The organism is Saccharothrix sp. BKS2 (genome assembly GCF_047689505.1).
Taxonomy (GTDB): Bacteria; Actinomycetota; Actinomycetes; order Mycobacteriales; family Pseudonocardiaceae; genus Actinosynnema; species Actinosynnema lopnurensis.
Genome location: NZ_JAUQOL010000009.1, coordinates 289614 through 304463, shown reverse-complemented (window position 1 = coordinate 304463; position 14850 = coordinate 289614). Strand labels below are relative to the sequence as shown.

Sequence of the window (14850 nt, the reverse complement as noted above, 5' to 3'; positions counted from 1 at the left end):
CGGGAGAGCGCTCTCTCAACCCGGCTCGAAACGTTACGAACCGACTACGCGTCTGTCAACGCCTGGCCTATTGACACCCGGGTGGAGCAGCGGGCAGCCTCATGTGGGAGAGCGCTCTCCAAGCCACGTCACCCACGTCGGCAGGAGGACACAGGTGTCCCGAAAACTCAGCGCGCTGGTTGCCGCCCCGGCACTCGGCCTACTGGCATCCCTGCTTTCGGCAGGCTCGCCCGCCCAGGCGGACGACCTGGTCACGCACCACGAGTTCCAGGCCAACTGCTCGGTCACCCACCACCGCCCGGACGACCCGATCGTGTTCCCGCGACTGCCGGGCGCGTCGCACATGCACACGTTCCTCGGCAACCCCACCACGACCGCGAGCAGCACCAACGACTCGCTCAAGGCCGGGCAGACCAACTGCCGGACGCCCGACGACAAGTCGGCGTACTGGTTCCCCACGGTCTACAACGGCGACCAGGTCGTGCCGCCGACCGGCCCGCAGGTCGTCTACTACAAGTCCGGGATCCTGGACTACCGGCAGGTCCGGTCGTTCCCGCCGGGCCTGAGGTTCGTCGTCGGCAACCCGACGGCGAGCCAGGACGAGTTCCGCACCGCGCCCGGCGCGGTGGAGGGCTGGGAGTGCGGCGACAGCTTCAAGAACTGGGACATCCCGTCCTGGTGCGCGCCGGGCAGCCAGCTCAACGTCCGCTACCAGGCGCCCAGCTGCTGGAACGGGCGCGACCTGGACTCGGCGGACCACAGGTCGCACATGGCCTACCCGGTCCGCTCGACCCTCGTGTGCCCGGCGACGCACCCCGTCCCGGTGCCCATGCTGGAGTTCAAGATGGCGTTCCCGGTGTCCGGTGACATGTCGCGGGTGAGGCTCGCCTCGGGCCGCGGCTACACCTGGCACTACGACTTCATGAACGCCTGGGACGCGCCCACGTTGCAGGCGCTGGTCTCGCACTGCGTCAACGGCGGCCTCCAGTGCGACCCGCGCGGCTACGACCAGTACAAGCCGCACCGCGGCGCGGCGCTGGGCCCGGACTACCGCCTCCCGCGGTAGCCACCCCCTTGCGGGGACGCCCGGGGGCGTCCCCGCAAGGCCCCGACCCCGGCGTCACAACCCCCAACAGTCGCGAGTCGTACGTTCAGGTCGACCGTGTCGTACGTTCAGGACCCCCGAGTTCTACGTTCGAGTCGGTCGGGGGAGCGTGGGCTCCCGCGGGCCGGTGCAGGCCGGATGGGTCCTGAATGTTGAACTCGGGGGTCCGGAACGTACGACACGATGGGTCTGAACGTACGACTCGCGATGGTTTTGTGACGCGCGGTGCGGGTGGCGGGGGCGGTGCCGCCCGGACGGCGGATGGTCGGGGTTCGGCCGTCCGGGGACGCTGCTGACCATGGATGTCTTCCCCACCGCGCCGAGAGCCCACCGCAACCCCGTGACCGTCGCCCGGAAGATGGCGCTGATCAAGGCGCCCCACATGGCGAAGCTGACGGAGTTCGCGCAGCGCATCGCGACCGAGCGGAAGGCCGAAGTCCCGCTGTTCGACCCGGCGGGGGGCGGGGTGAACAGCAAGGTCCTGCTGCTGCTGGAGTCGCCGGGCGCGGGCTCCACCAAGTCCGGGATCAACTCGCTGGACAACGACGACCCGACCGCCGCCAACGGCTTCGCCGCCATGAGCGAGGCGGGGCTGTCGCGGCGGGTGTGCCTGGCGTGGAACGTGGTGCCCTGGAACCTCAACGGCCGCACGCCCACGCCCGCGGACCTGCGCACGGCCGTGCCGTACCTGGTGGAGCTGCTGCGGATGCTGTCCGACCTCAAGGCGGTGGTGGTGCTGGGCCGACCGGCGGGCACCGGGTGGAACCTGTCCGGGCGCGGGCACAAGCTCAAGGTGTTCAACGCGCCGCACCCGTCGCCGCTGTCGATCAACCGCGACCGGACCGGGCGGTGGCCGCAGCTGGTGGACGCCTTCCGGCAGGCGTCGGCGGCGGTGGGCTGAACGGCTGAACGTGAAGGGGTGGGCCGAACGGCCGTACGCGGGGTGGTAGCCGGCGGAGTGCGGGCCGGTGGGTGGCGGAGTGCACGAAGTCGTTGTCGGTGCAGGGGTTCTCCCTCCGTCAGGACGGCGGAGCCGGGCAGTCTCGGTCGCGACGAACGGGTGAGCGCGCCTGACCGCGGAGGAGACCGCCATGGACACCACCATCACCCCGAGGGACCGGGCCGTGCTGAGGGCTGTTGCCGACGGCCGCTGCGTGTACGCGGCCGGCACGCTCCTGGTCGACGGCATCGGCTGCTGCGACCAGTTCGCCGGACCGAGGCTGGTGCGGGCGGGGCTCATCGCGGCCGGGGTCGGGCCCGCCCGGCTGACCGCCGCCGGGCGGGCGCTGCTGGTGGCCGACGGGTCGGCTCGGCACGCCGCCGCTTGAGGTCGGTCGGGTCTGGCTGAGTTGGCGGAGGTCGGTCGAGCCGGCGGAGGTCGGTCGAGCCGGCTGGGCCGGTTGGGCCGAGCCCTCGCCGCTCGTCGTGCGGGCCCGGGTGCCGTGTAGCCCACGTGCGGTGTTCGCCCTCGTCGTGCGGGCCCGGGGTCGGCTTCGCGACCGCGCTCAACGCGAGCATCGTCGGCCTGAACCAAACCGGGAAAATTCCCCGTCGGTCGACATCGCGGACCGGAGTTGTCCGCAATAGGTCCTAGCTTGGTCCTGACACCGAAACGAAGGACGGGACCCATGACCACCGCGATCGCCACCGCCACCGAGCTCTCCGACCTGCTGGGCACCCTGGCCCTGCACCGCGGCTTCCTCCGCCACACCGCCCGGGACCTGACCGACGAGCAGGCCCGGCAGCAGCCGACCGCGAGCGAGCTGTGCGTCGGTGGGCTGATCAAGCACGTGGCCGAGACGGAGCGGAGCTGGCTGCGCTTCGCGGTCGGCGGTGCCGAGCTCATGGAGATGCCGGACTACTCCTCGGACCGGGACTGGGGCGCGGACTTCCGGATGGCCGGCGACGAGACGCTGGAGGGCCTGCTCGCCGCCTACGAGGAGACCGCCCGCGAGACCGAGCGCGTCCTCCAGGACCTCGACCTGAACACCGCCCACCCGCTCCCGGAGGCGCCCTGGTTCGAGTCCGGCGCCTCCTGGACCGTCCGCCGCGTCCTGCTGCACCTCATCGCCGAGACCTCGCAGCACGCGGGCCACGCGGACATCATCCGCGAGACCATCGACGGCCAGAAGACGATGGGCTGACGGCCGGCGGCGGCGCGGTCCGGGCCGACCCTGTCCGCGCCCACCCCGTCAGCGCCCACCCCGTCAGCGCCCCCGGGCTCACGTCAGCTCCGGGTCCATCTCCGGGCCCACCTCCGCACCCACCCCGGCCTCGACCGACCCGTGCACCACGACCGTCCCCTTGCCCAGCCGCTTGGCCGCGTACATCGCCGCGTCCGCGTGGCCCAGCAGGTCGTCCGCGGTCAGCGAGGGGTCGAAGGCACCCCGGTGCGAGATCCCGACCGACGCCCGCACCTCGTGCGCGCCCGCCGCGGTCCGGTGCGGCTCCCGCAGCGCCTCCAGCACCCGACACCCGATCTCCTCCGGCGGCTGCGGGTAGCCGTCCACCAGCACGCCGAACTCGTCCCCGCCCAGCCGCGCCACCACGTCCTGCGCTCGCACGCACCGCTGCAACCGCGAGGCCACGATCCGCAGCACCGCGTCGCCCTCGGCGTGGCCGTGGTTGTCGTTGACGTCCTTGAACCCGTCCACGTCGATGAACAGCACCACCACCGGCGACGGCCCGGCCAGCGCCGCGGTCAGCCGCTCCCGGAACAGCGCCCGGTTGGCCACCCCGGTCAGCGGGTCGTGGTACGCCTGGTGCCGCAGCCGCTCCCGGCTCTCCCGCAGCTGGTCGAGCAGCCTCACGTTGTCGATCAGGGTCAGCAGCTGCCGCGCGATCACCAGCAGCACCACGCTCAGGCCGACGTAGATCTCCAGCGGGTCCAGCCGCACCCCGGTGGCCGTGCCGACCACGATGAACAGGCCGGTGACCACCATCGGCAGGTACGGCACCAGCAGGTGCAGCAGCTCGCCCGCGCGCAGCCGCGCCGAGCCGCCGCGCTCCCGGCCGGTCCCGCCCGGCGCGATCGAGCCGAGGAAGAACAGCGCCGGGGACACCATGAAGCCGATGTCGGCGACCGTCGGGATGGCGGTGGCGCCCTTGCTCACCAGGTAGGCGAACACCCACCCCGACGCCGACTGCGCGAGGCCCGCCAGCGCGATGAACAGCACCGGCAGCTGCCGCACCGAGCGGTGCGTCCACGACGACACCAGCAGCACGACCAGCATCACCAGGTACGACGCCGGGTGCGCCACGACGGACGCGAACCCCAGCCCCGTAATCGCCCACGCCCGGACCATCGACTCCAGCAGCGACACCCACGTCAGCACGAACAGCGAGCCGACGACGATCAGGCCGTCCAGCACGATCACCAGCCTGCTGCGGTTGCCCGGGAACGTGCCCGACCCGCCGTGCGACAGCACCACGACCGCGCACAGCGTCAACGCGGGCACCACCATGAACCCCAGCTGCGCCAGCGTCGAGGAGGGCAGCGCCACCCCCAGGAACACCTGGCCCCAGATCCACGCGCACAGGCCCACCACCAGGCTCGCCATCGCCGCGGCCATCCACAGCCGCCAGCGCCGGGCCGCGCCCTGCCGCGCCAGGCCCGCGCGCCAGTACGACAGCATCGCGGCGATCGCGGCGGTGAGCTGGGTGAACTTGTCCAGCGCCACGGAGGCGTGCCGGTTGAGCACACCGGAGACGACGAGGCACACCAGCACGAGGACCACGACGCAGACGGCAGTGGCGATGACGCCGAACCGCCTCAGGGTCATGGCACCCCGCCTATGCCGCGACTGGAGTCGATCAGGTGGACCGGGTCACTGTAGTGAGTTTGGTGACGCTGTGTCGATCGGGGGTTCCCGTTCGTCACCGTGCGCGTGTCAAGGGCGTGCGTGGCCGCCGCGACCTCTAGAGTTCGAACTGGTGTTCGCCCACGGGTCGAGGGGATTGCAGCGTGCGCGTGTTCGGGGTCGACCCGGGCCTGACCCGGTGCGGGTTCGGGGTCGTCGACGGAGGTCCCGGGCGCACCGTGCGCCCGGTGGCGGTGGACGTCGTGCGCACCCCCGCCGACGAGGACCTGGCGGTGCGGCTGCTCCAGCTCTCCGACGCCGTCGAGCGGTGGCTGGACACCTACCGGCCCGAGGTGGTGGCCGTCGAGCGGGTGTTCAGCCAGCACAACGTGCGCACCGCCATGGGCACCGCGCAGGCGGGCGGCGTGGTGGCGCTGTCGGCCGCGCGCCGCGGCCTGCCCGTCGTCTTCCACACGCCCAGCGAGGTCAAGGCCGCGGTCACCGGCTCGGGCCGCGCGGACAAGGCGCAGGTCACCGCCATGGTGACCAAGCTGCTCGGGCTCAAGACCGCCCCCAAGCCCGCCGACGCCGCGGACGCGCTGGCGCTGGCCATCTGCCACCTGTGGCGGGCGCCCATGAAGACGCGGATGGAGGAGGCGCAGGCGAGGGCGGCTGAACTGGCCAAGGCGCACCGCGCGAGACTGGCGCAAGCCGTCGCCAAGACCGGGAGGAATGCCCAGTGATCTCGTCGCTGCGCGGGCAGGTGCTGTCCATCGGGCTCGACCACGCGGTCGTCGAGGTCGGGGGCGTGGGCTTCGCCGTGCAGGCCACCCCCGCGACCCTGGCCTCGCTGCGCCGCGGCGAGGAGGGCCGACTGGCCACCTCGCTGGTCGTCCGCGAGGACTCGCTGACCCTGTTCGGGTTCGCCGACGCCGAGGCGCGCGAGCTGTTCGGGCTGCTCCAGACGGTGTCCGGGATCGGGCCGCGGATCGCGCTGGCGACGCTGGCCGTGCTGGAGCCGGACAAGCTGCGGGCGGCGCTGGCCGAGGGCAACATCACCGTGCTGACCCAGGTGCCCGGCATCGGCCGCAAGGGCGCCGAGCGGCTGATCATCGAGCTGCGCGACAAGGTCGGCCAACTCGCCTCCGCGCCCGACGCGGTGAGCGACTCCGGCCGGGTCCGCACCCACGTCACCGAGGCCCTGCTCGGCCTCGGCTTCCCGGCGAAGCAGGCCGAGCAGTCCGTGGACGCCGTGCTGGCCGCGGACGGTTCGCTGGGCACCTCCGAGGTGCTGCGCCGGGCCCTCGCCGCCCTGGGCCGCAAGCGATGAGCCACCCGGAGGAGCACGTCGGGGAGCACGTCGGGGAGCGCGTCGGGGCGCACGCCGGTGATTACGCCGGCGACTACGAGGCGTATCCGGAGGAGGACACCCTCAACCCGCTGCCCGACCCGACCGAGCGCGACGTCGAGACCACCCTGCGGCCGAAGGACCTGGACGAGTTCGTCGGCCAGCCGAAGGTCCGCGAGCAGCTGGAGCTGGTGCTGCACGGTGCGATGCGGCGGGGCTCGCCGCCGGACCACGTGCTGCTGTCCGGCCCGCCCGGACTGGGCAAGACCAGCCTCGCCATGATCATCGCCGCCGAGCTGGGCGCGTCCCTGCGCATCACCTCCGGCCCGGCCCTGGAGCGCGCGGGCGACCTGGCCGCGATGCTGTCCAACCTGGTCGAGGGCGACGTGCTGTTCATCGACGAGATCCACCGGATGGCCCGGCCCGCCGAGGAGATGCTGTACCTGGCGATGGAGGACTTCCGCGTGGACGTGGTCGTCGGCAAGGGGCCCGGCGCGACCAGCATCCCGCTGGACATCGCGCCGTTCACCCTGGTCGGCGCGACCACCCGGTCCGGCGCGCTCACCGGTCCGCTGCGCGACCGGTTCGGCTTCACCGGCCACATGGAGTTCTACAGCCCCGACGAGCTGGACCTGATCCTGCGCCGCTCGGCCGGGATCCTCGGCGTCGACCTCCGCGCGGACGGGGCCCGGGAGATCGCGGGCCGGTCGCGGGGCACGCCCCGCATCGCCAACCGGCTGCTGCGCCGCGTGCGGGACTACGCGGAGGTGCGGGCCGACGGCGCGGTCACGCTGGAGGTGGCCCGGGACGCCCTGGCCGTCTACGACGTGGACGAGCTGGGGCTGGACCGGCTGGACCGGGCGGTGCTCGGCGCGCTGGTCCGCTCGTTCGGCGGCGGGCCGGTGGGGGTGTCCACGCTGGCCGTGGCCGTGGGGGAGGAGCCCACGACGGTCGAGGAGGTGTGCGAGCCGTACCTGGTGCGCGCCGGGATGTTGGCCCGGACGCCGCGCGGCCGGGTGGCCACCGCCACCGCGTGGCTGCACCTGGGGCTCCAGCCGCCCGCGCGGGCGCCGGGCGAGAGCACCCGGCCGCTGTTCGACGACGCGGGCTGAGCCCCGGCCGGCCGGGGACGGACCGGGGACGGGTCGACCGGCGAACGCCCGCTGTGGGCGCGCCTGTCGAGACGGGCCCGCCGGGGTCGTTCGGCCGGGCGAACCGGTCGAACCGGTCGAAGATCCCCGGTCGGGGCCGTGCCGGTCGGGCGCGGGCTGGTCAGGGGCCGGCCGGGGGCTTGAGGCGGGGCCCGCCGCGTGGTTGGGTGACGCCTGCGGGTGACCGGGATTGCTGACCTGGCACAATCAGGACCAGCCCCCAGAAAATCGGATGTTCCGGGCGCACCTACACGTGGCTCGCACGTCCGGCTGATCGGAGAATCATGGAATCCTTGCTCTTCCCGCTGATGCTCGTGCTGCTCGCGGTGCCGCTGTTCCTCAGCGCCCGGAAGCAGAAGCGCGCGGTCGCGGAGCAGCAGGCCCTGCTGACGTCCTTGGAGCCGGGTGACCGGATCATGACCACCTCCGGGCTGTTCGCGACCGTCGCCGACGCGAGCGACGACACCACGATCGACCTGGAGACCGCCCCCGGCGTGGTCACCACCTGGCTGCGCCAGGCCGTCCGCGAGAAGGTCGCCGTCGAGGACGGGACCACCGACGCGGTGGTCGACGACGTCGACGACGAGACCCCGGCGACCGAGCACGACGTGGTGGTGCAGGACGTCAAGGAGCCCGTGCAGCACGACACCAAGAAGTAGTCCCCGCGGGGAGGGGCGGGCGCCCGCCGGGCGCTCCCACCTGGCCCGGAGCCGGCAACTGTGAAAGTGCCGACTCCGGGCAGTGACGCGCAGCTCACACCACGAGCGGTACGCTGCGCCCTCGCTGACCTTGTCAACTATCAGGAGACGGACGGACCGTGGCACCTCCGGCCGGGCAAATCCGCCCCGCGAAGTACCTGGGCGCATTTGTCCTCATCGTGGTCGCGCTGTACTCCCTGGTGTTCTTCACCGGGAACGGCAAGGCGACACCCAAGCTCGGTATCGACCTCCAGGGTGGCACGCGCGTCACGCTGACCGCCCGCGCTCCTGACGGCCAGGCCCCCTCCGACGAGTCGCTCGACCAGGCCCGCGAGCTCATCGAGACGCGCGTCAACGGCCTGGGCGTGCTCGGCGCGGAGGTCGTCCGGGACGGCAGCAACCTGGTGATCACGGTCCCCGGTTCCGACAGCGAGGGCGCCAAGCGGCTCGGCCAGACCGCGAAGCTGAACTTCCGCAAGGTCATCGGCGCCCCGGTGCCGAACGCCCAGCCGGAGCCCGCCCCGTCCACGACCGGCAGCGCGGCGCCCACCTCGGGCTCCGAGGCGCCGGCCACGACCGGCAGCAGCGCGCCGTCCGAGTCGGCGTCCGCGCCGACCACGACCGCCCAGGGCCGCCCGGCCCCGATGCAGGCCCAGCCGGAGACCACGACCGCGCCGCCGGCGGACACCCCCGCCCCGCCGACCGACCCGTCCGCGCCCGCCGGCGAGCCGTCGGCCCCGCCCGAGCCGCAGGTGGACTGCCGCGCGGTGTTCGGCGGCCAGTACTCCGACGAGACCCCCAGGGCGATCCAGGAGGCCCGCACCTGCCGGCAGGACCCCCAGCTGACCACGCTGGACGCGCAGACCGTCTCGCAGGCGCTGGGCGCGTTCACCTGCCCCACGGTCGACCCGCTGCTCGGCAACGACGACCCGAACCTGCCGCTGCTGACCTGCAACCGGGAGAAGACCGAGAAGTACGTCCTCGGCCCGGTGTTCCCGCCGAACGACGGCAGCGTCCAGGACGACGACTACAGCCTGTACTCGCGGCTGACCGGCGAGGACATCGACGACGCCATCTCGGGCACCGACCCGCAGGGCGCCGGCTTCATCGTCAACCTCACCTTCAAGGGCGAGGGCGGCGAGAAGTGGGGCAAGTTCACCTCGGCGAACGTGCAGCAGCAGGTCGCCGTGGTGCTGGACAGCGAGGTCGTGTCCGCGCCCAACATCAACGAGCCCATCCTGGGCGGCAGCACGCAGATCAGCGGCCAGTTCTCCCAGGCCGACGCGACCGGCCTGGCCAACGTGCTCAAGTACGGCTCGCTGCCGCTGTCGTTCGAGGCGTCCGAGGCCGAGACCGTGTCCCCGACGCTGGGCCTGGCCTCGCTGAAGGCGGGCCTGCTCGCGGGCGGCATCGGCCTGGCGCTGGTGTTCCTGTACTGCCTGTTCTACTACCGCCTGCTCGGCGTGCTGACGATCCTGTCGCTGGTGCTCTCCGGCGGCATCGTCTACGCGGTGCTCATCCTGCTCGGCCGCTGGATCGGGTTCACCCTCGACCTCGCGGGCGTCGCCGGGTTCATCGTGTCCATCGGTATCACCGCGGACTCGTTCGTGGTGTTCTTCGAGCGGTTGAAGGACGAGGTGCGCGAGGGGCGGTCGTTCCGCTCCGCGGTGCCCCGGGCGTGGGTGCGCTCGCGGCGGACGATCCTGTCGGCGGACACGGTCAGCTTCCTCGCCTCGGCCATCCTGTACGTGATCGCCGTCGGCCAGGTGCGGGGCTTCGCCTTCACCCTCGGCATGTCGACCGTGCTCGACCTCATCGTGGTCTTCCTGGTCACGCACCCGCTGGTCGTCCTGGTCTCCAAGACGAAGAAGCTGTCCAGCCCGAAGCTGACCGGTCTCGGTGGCGCCGTCCAGGCGGCCGTCGAGGACCGGGCCGCCAAGGGCACCGCCGTGAAGGGGGCCTGACGTGTCCGAGCCCAAGAAGCTTGGGATTTTCCAGCGGCTCTACGTCGGCAACGGCGCGTTCGACATCATCGGCAAGCGCAAGCGCTGGTACGCGATCTTCGGCCTGGTCCTGCTGGTCTGCGTGCTGTCGATCGTGCTCCGGGGCTTCAACCTGGGCATCGACTTCACCGGCGGCACCCGGGTCCAGCTGCCCGCGCAGAGCTCGGCCGGCACGATCACGGTCGAGCAGGCCCAGGAGAGCTTCACCAAGGCGCTGGGCGAGGACCCGACGGCCGTGCAGACCGTGGGCACCGGCGAGTCGGCGACCATCCAGATCCGGTCGGAGACGCTGGACGCCGACCAGGTCGCCGAGCTCAAGGCCGGCCTGAACGAGGACCTCCAGCCCACCGGCGGGGTCCAGGCCATCAGCGACAGCGCCGTGTCGGCGTCCTGGGGCGGCGCGATCACCACGCAGGCGCTGATCGCCCTCGCGGTGTTCTTCGTCGCCGTGATGATCTTCCTGGCGCTGTACTTCGAGCTGTCCATGGCGATCGCCGCGCTGGTCGCGGTGGTGCACGACGTGGTGATCACGGCGGGCATCTACTCGCTGGTCGGCTTCGAGGTCTCGCCGGCGACGGTGATCGGTCTGCTGACCATCCTCGGCTTCTCGCTGTACGACACGGTGGTGGTGTTCGACAAGGTCAAGGAGAACACCCGGGGCCTGCTGGGCCTGACCCGCCGCACCTACGGCGAGGCGGCCAACCTGGCGGTCAACCAGACCCTGATGCGGTCGATCAACACCTCGCTGATCGCGCTGCTGCCGGTGCTGGGCCTGCTGGCGATCGGCGTCGGCCTGCTCGGCGTGGGCACGCTGAAGGACCTCGCGCTGGTGCAGCTGGCGGGTATGGCGGTCGGCGCGCTGTCGTCCATCTACATCGCCACCCCGGTCGCGGTGGACCTGAAGATGCGCGACGCGCGCTACAAGGCGCAGGCCGCCCGCGTGCGGGCCCGGCGGGAGAACCTGGCCCGCAAGGCCGCCGCCGGCGAGGCGGGCGTGCTCGCGGAGACCACCGCGGACGAGTCGATCCTCGTGGAGTCGAGCGACGACGAGGCGTTGCAGGCCGAACTGCGGCGGGAGAAGGCCCTGACCGCGGCGGCGGGCGCCCCGTCGCGCACGGCCAAGTCGGCCGACTCCCGTCGTCGGCCGACCGGCAAGAAGCACCGTTGAAGCTCGATCGAGCGCTCGACCTGATGCGTGAGGTCCCGGACTTCCCCCGGCAGGGGGTCGTCTTCCGGGACCTCACGCCCGTTTTCGCCGACCCCGACGCGCTGCGCGCCGTGGTCGACGGGCTCCAGGGCGGGATCGACCCGGACACGCAGGTGGTCGCGGCGATCGAGTCGCGGGGGTTCCTGCTCGGGGCGGCGCTGGGGTACGGGTGGGGGTACGGGGTCGTGCCGCTGCGCAAGCCCGGGAAGCTGCCGGCCGTGGCGCACCGGGTGTCCTACGCGCTGGAGTACGGCGAGGCGACCCTGGAGCTGCCGGCCGAGGCCGTCCTGCCCGGTCAGCGGGTCGTGGTCGTGGACGACGTGCTGGCCACGGGCGGCACGGCGGCGGCCGCGTGCGAGCTGGTGGAGGCCGCGGGTGGGGTGGTGACCGGGGTGTCGGTGGTGCTGGAGATCCCCGGGTTGGGCGGTCGGGAGCGGTTGGGCGGGCGACGGGTGGACGCGCTGCTCGCGGTGTAGGCGGGTGGTCGGGTCGGCTGCCGGTCTGCTGCCCGCGGGTGGTCGGCCGGTGTCCTCGGCTGGGCGCGCCGGGTGTTCGTACTCCATTCGGGCAAGGGTGGCCGGCGGGTCCGGAAACCCGGTGGGAGCGTGTTCACGCAGGTCGGTGCGCGACCCGTGCGGCCGAAGCCCGGGGTGCTGTTCGTCGTGTGAAGTGCGCCGCTCATCGGTTCGCGCACGGAGCAACCCGCCCGACGGAGTTATCCTCGGTTCCTAGACCCGAGGAGCGTGGTTGAGCCAGGACATCGAATCCGCCCAGTCGTCGCCGCAGCCGGTGCCCGCGCGGCCCCCCTCGGCGACCAGGCGAGTGCGCGCGAGGCTGGCCCGTCGGATCACCGCCCAGCGGGCCGCACCGGTCAAGCAGGTGCTCGAACCCCTGGCCGCGGTGCACCGGGACCTGCACCCGAAGGCCGACCTGGCGCTGCTCCAGCACGCCTACGACGTCGCGGAGGAGAAGCACCGCCCGCAACGGCGGAAGTCCGGCGATCCCTACATCACCCACCCGCTGGCCGTGGCGACGATCCTCGCCGAGCTGGGCATGGACACGACCACGCTGGTCGCCGCCCTGCTCCACGACACGGTCGAGGACACCGACTACTCACTGGACCAGCTGCGCGTCGACTTCGGCAACGAGGTGGCGCTGCTGGTCGACGGGGTCACCAAGCTCGACAAGGTCAAGCTGGGCGCGGCGGCCGAGGCCGAGACCATCCGCAAGATGGTCATCGCCATGGCCAAGGACCCGCGCGTGCTGGTCATCAAGCTCGCCGACCGGCTGCACAACATGCGCACCATGCGCTTCCTGCCGCCGGAGAAGCAGGCCCGCAAGGCGCGGGAGACGCTGGAGGTGCTGGCCCCGCTGGCGCACCGGCTGGGCATGGCCACGGTGAAGTGGGAGCTGGAGGACCTGGCGTTCGCCATCCTCCAGCCGAAGAAGTACGACGAGATCGTGCGGCTGGTCGCGAACCGGGCCCCGTCCCGCGACACCTACCTCAGCGGCGTGATCAACGAGCTGTCGCAGCAGCTGGAGGGCGCGCGGATCACCGCCAAGGTGGAGGGTCGCCCGAAGCACTACTACTCGATCCACCAGAAGATGATCGTGCGCGGTCGGGACTTCGACGACATCCACGACCTGGTGGGCGTGCGGATCCAGGTGGACGAGGTCCGCGACTGCTACGCGGCGATGGGCGTGGTGCACGCGCTGTGGCAGCCGATGCCCGGCCGGTTCAAGGACTACATCGCCCAGCCCCGGTTCAGCGTGTACCAGTCGCTGCACACGACCGTGATCGGACCGGACGGCAAGCCGCTGGAGGTGCAGATCCGGACCTACGACATGCACCGCACGGCCGAGTACGGCATCGCGGCGCACTGGCGGTACAAGGAGACCCGGGGCACGCACAGCGGCAAGGGCGTCGAGGTCGACGAGATGGCCTGGATGCGCCAGCTGCTGGACTGGCAGCGCGAGGCCGCCGACCCCGGCGAGTTCCTGGAGTCGCTGCGGTTCGACCTGGCGGCGCGCGAGATCTTCGTGTTCACCCCCAAGGGCGACGTGGTGACGCTGCCGACGGGGTCCACGCCCGTCGACTTCGCCTACGCCGTGCACACCGAGGTGGGGCACCGCTGCATCGGGGCGCGGGTGAACGGCCGGCTGGTCGCGCTGGAGCGCAAGCTGGAGAACGGTGAGGTCGTCGAGATCTTCACCTCGAAGGCGGAGGGCGCCGGGCCGTCCCGGGACTGGCTGTCGTTCGCCGCCTCGCCCAGGGCCAAGGCCAAGATCAAGCAGTGGTTCGCGAAGGAGCGCAAGGAAGAGGCCATCGAGGTCGGCAAGGACGCCATCGCGAAGGAGGTCCGCCGGGTCGGGCTGCCGCTCCAGCGGCTGGTGTCGGCCGATTCGATGGGCGCGCTGTCGAAGGAGCTGCACTACCCGGACGTGTCCGCGCTGTACGCGGCCGTGGGGGAGGGGCACACCTCCGCGCGGCACGTGGTGCAGCGGCTCGTGGCCCAGCTGGGCGGGGTCGATCACGCCGAGGACGAGCTGGCGGAGCGGTCCACGCCGTCCACGGTGGCCCGGCGGCGGGTCACCGGCGACGCCGGCGTCATCGTCCGGGACGCCGCCGACGTGTGGGTGAAGCTGGCGCGGTGCTGCACGCCGGTGCCCGGGGACGACATCCTGGGGTTCGTCACGCGCGGGGGTGGGGTTTCCGTCCACCGGACGGACTGCACCAACGCGGACGAGTTGCTGAGGACGCCCGAGCGGTTGCTGGACGTGGAGTGGGCGCCGTCGTCGTCGTCGGTGTTCCTGGTGGCCATCCAGGTGGAGGCGCTGGACCGGCACCGGTTGTTGTCCGACGTGACGAAGGTGCTGGCCGACGAGAAGGTGAACATCCTGTCGGCTTCGGTGACGACGTCGCGGGACCGGGTGGCGGTGTCGCGGTTCTCGTTCGAGATGGGGGACCCGAAGCACCTGGGGCACGTGTTGAAGGCGGTTCGGTCGGTGGAGGGCGTGTACGACGTGTACCGCGTGACCTCGGCCTCGTAGTTCTTTCTCGGTGTTCACGGGCTGGCGCTCGCCGCTGGGCAGGCCGCCGGGGGAGGGGCTCGGCTCGTGGTCTCCCGTATGGCCTGCCTGAGGCAACCACCCTTGTCCAGGGGGTGTCGCGAAAAGCGTGCGACACCCCCTGGACAAGCGCGGTAGGGCTGCGCCCAGGCCATACGGGAGACCACGAGCACCCCACAGCGTTCAACTGCACGCCCCGGACCCGTCGCACCACCGGACCCGTCGGCGGGCTCCAAGCCCACCTCGCGCGAGTCGTACGTTCAGACCCCGCGAGTCGTACGTTCAGGTCGGGCGAGTCGTACGTTCAGACCCCGCGAGTTGCACGTTCAGACCGCGCGAGTCGAACGTTCGGGACCACCGTGTCGAACGCTCGGGACGGGTGAGTTCTACGTTCGGGATCGTCGGGTCGAACGTTCGGGATCGGTGGGTTCTGCCTTCGGTGCGCGTGCGTGCGGTGTCAGCGAAACGT

13 protein-coding genes are annotated in these 14850 nt (G+C 72.0%); 12 read left to right on the top strand and 1 reads right to left on the bottom strand.

The window, feature by feature from the left end; all coding sequences use genetic code 11:
• Nucleotides 1-154 precede the first annotated feature (154 nt).
• From Q5530_RS21255 to Q5530_RS21240, 4 genes are all read left to right on the top strand, one after another.
• Nucleotides 155-1066, top strand: a complete 912-nt coding sequence (locus Q5530_RS21255) for a DUF1996 domain-containing protein (protein WP_415364490.1) — start codon at nucleotides 155-157, stop codon at nucleotides 1064-1066.
• 337 nt (nucleotides 1067-1403) lie between these two features.
• Nucleotides 1404-2006, top strand: a complete 603-nt coding sequence (locus tag Q5530_RS21250; protein ID WP_415364489.1) for a uracil-DNA glycosylase family protein — start codon at nucleotides 1404-1406, stop codon at nucleotides 2004-2006.
• A 190-nt stretch (nucleotides 2007-2196) separates the two neighbouring features.
• Nucleotides 2197-2433: a hypothetical protein gene (locus Q5530_RS21245; RefSeq protein WP_415364488.1), complete on the top strand. Its 237-nt coding sequence runs from the start codon at nucleotides 2197-2199 to the stop codon at nucleotides 2431-2433.
• Nucleotides 2434-2733: 300 nt separating this feature from the next.
• On the top strand, nucleotides 2734-3249 hold the full coding sequence (locus tag Q5530_RS21240) for a DinB family protein (protein WP_415364487.1): 516 nt from the start codon (nucleotides 2734-2736) through the stop codon (nucleotides 3247-3249).
• Nucleotides 3250-3327: 78 nt separating this feature from the next.
• Here the strand turns inward: Q5530_RS21240 and Q5530_RS21235 are convergent, their stop codons facing one another.
• Nucleotides 3328-4887, bottom strand: coding sequence for a diguanylate cyclase domain-containing protein (locus Q5530_RS21235; RefSeq protein ID WP_415364486.1), 1560 nt, complete (start codon nucleotides 4885-4887; stop codon nucleotides 3328-3330).
• A gap of 182 nt (nucleotides 4888-5069) precedes the next feature.
• On the opposite strand from Q5530_RS21235, the gene ruvC reads away from it, so the two are divergent.
• From ruvC to Q5530_RS21195, 8 genes are all read left to right on the top strand, one after another.
• Entirely contained in the window at nucleotides 5070-5648 is a 579-nt protein-coding gene (ruvC, locus tag Q5530_RS21230) for a crossover junction endodeoxyribonuclease RuvC (protein ID WP_415364485.1), read from the top strand.
• Nucleotides 5645-6235, top strand: a complete 591-nt coding sequence (ruvA, locus tag Q5530_RS21225; protein WP_415364483.1) for a Holliday junction branch migration protein RuvA — start codon at nucleotides 5645-5647, stop codon at nucleotides 6233-6235. The genes ruvC and ruvA overlap by 4 nt, the downstream gene beginning before the upstream one ends.
• Nucleotides 6232-7365 carry a Holliday junction branch migration DNA helicase RuvB gene (ruvB, locus tag Q5530_RS21220; RefSeq protein ID WP_415364481.1) on the top strand — a complete coding sequence of 378 codons (1134 nt, stop codon included), beginning with the start codon at nucleotides 6232-6234 and terminating at the stop codon, nucleotides 7363-7365. Before ruvA ends, ruvB begins: the two co-directional genes overlap by 4 nt.
• A gap of 323 nt (nucleotides 7366-7688) precedes the next feature.
• Nucleotides 7689-8063 (top strand): preprotein translocase subunit YajC, encoded by a 375-nt coding sequence (yajC, locus tag Q5530_RS21215; protein WP_415364480.1) that lies wholly within the window; start codon nucleotides 7689-7691, stop codon nucleotides 8061-8063.
• A 158-nt stretch (nucleotides 8064-8221) separates the two neighbouring features.
• Nucleotides 8222-10066, top strand: coding sequence for a protein translocase subunit SecD (secD, locus tag Q5530_RS21210; RefSeq protein ID WP_415364478.1), 1845 nt, complete (start codon nucleotides 8222-8224; stop codon nucleotides 10064-10066).
• 1 nt (nucleotide 10067) lies between these two features.
• Nucleotides 10068-11273: a protein translocase subunit SecF gene (gene secF / locus Q5530_RS21205; protein ID WP_415364477.1), complete on the top strand. Its 1206-nt coding sequence runs from the start codon at nucleotides 10068-10070 to the stop codon at nucleotides 11271-11273.
• A complete protein-coding gene (locus Q5530_RS21200; RefSeq protein ID WP_415364476.1) occupies nucleotides 11270-11788 on the top strand; it encodes an adenine phosphoribosyltransferase in 519 nt (172 codons plus the stop codon). The genes secF and Q5530_RS21200 overlap by 4 nt, the downstream gene beginning before the upstream one ends.
• Before the next feature lie 271 nt (nucleotides 11789-12059).
• On the top strand, nucleotides 12060-14363 hold the full coding sequence (locus tag Q5530_RS21195; protein WP_380637027.1) for a RelA/SpoT family protein: 2304 nt from the start codon (nucleotides 12060-12062) through the stop codon (nucleotides 14361-14363).
• The last annotated feature ends 487 nt before the right edge of the window (nucleotides 14364-14850 follow it).

Bases quoted from the DNA above. Each gene is read 5' to 3' on its own strand.
- Q5530_RS21240 (WP_415364487.1), top strand. From the start codon at position 2,734: ATGACCACCGCGATCGCCACCGCCACCGAGCTCTCCGACCTGCTGGGC.
- Q5530_RS21235 (WP_415364486.1), bottom strand. From the start codon at position 4,887: ATGACCCTGAGGCGGTTCGGCGTCATCGCCACTGCCGTCTGCGTCGTG.
- yajC (WP_415364480.1), top strand. From the start codon at position 7,689: ATGGAATCCTTGCTCTTCCCGCTGATGCTCGTGCTGCTCGCGGTGCCG.
- Q5530_RS21245 (WP_415364488.1), top strand. From the start codon at position 2,197: ATGGACACCACCATCACCCCGAGGGACCGGGCCGTGCTGAGGGCTGTT.
- ruvB (WP_415364481.1), top strand. From the start codon at position 6,232: ATGAGCCACCCGGAGGAGCACGTCGGGGAGCACGTCGGGGAGCGCGTC.
- Q5530_RS21250 (WP_415364489.1), top strand. From the start codon at position 1,404: ATGGATGTCTTCCCCACCGCGCCGAGAGCCCACCGCAACCCCGTGACC.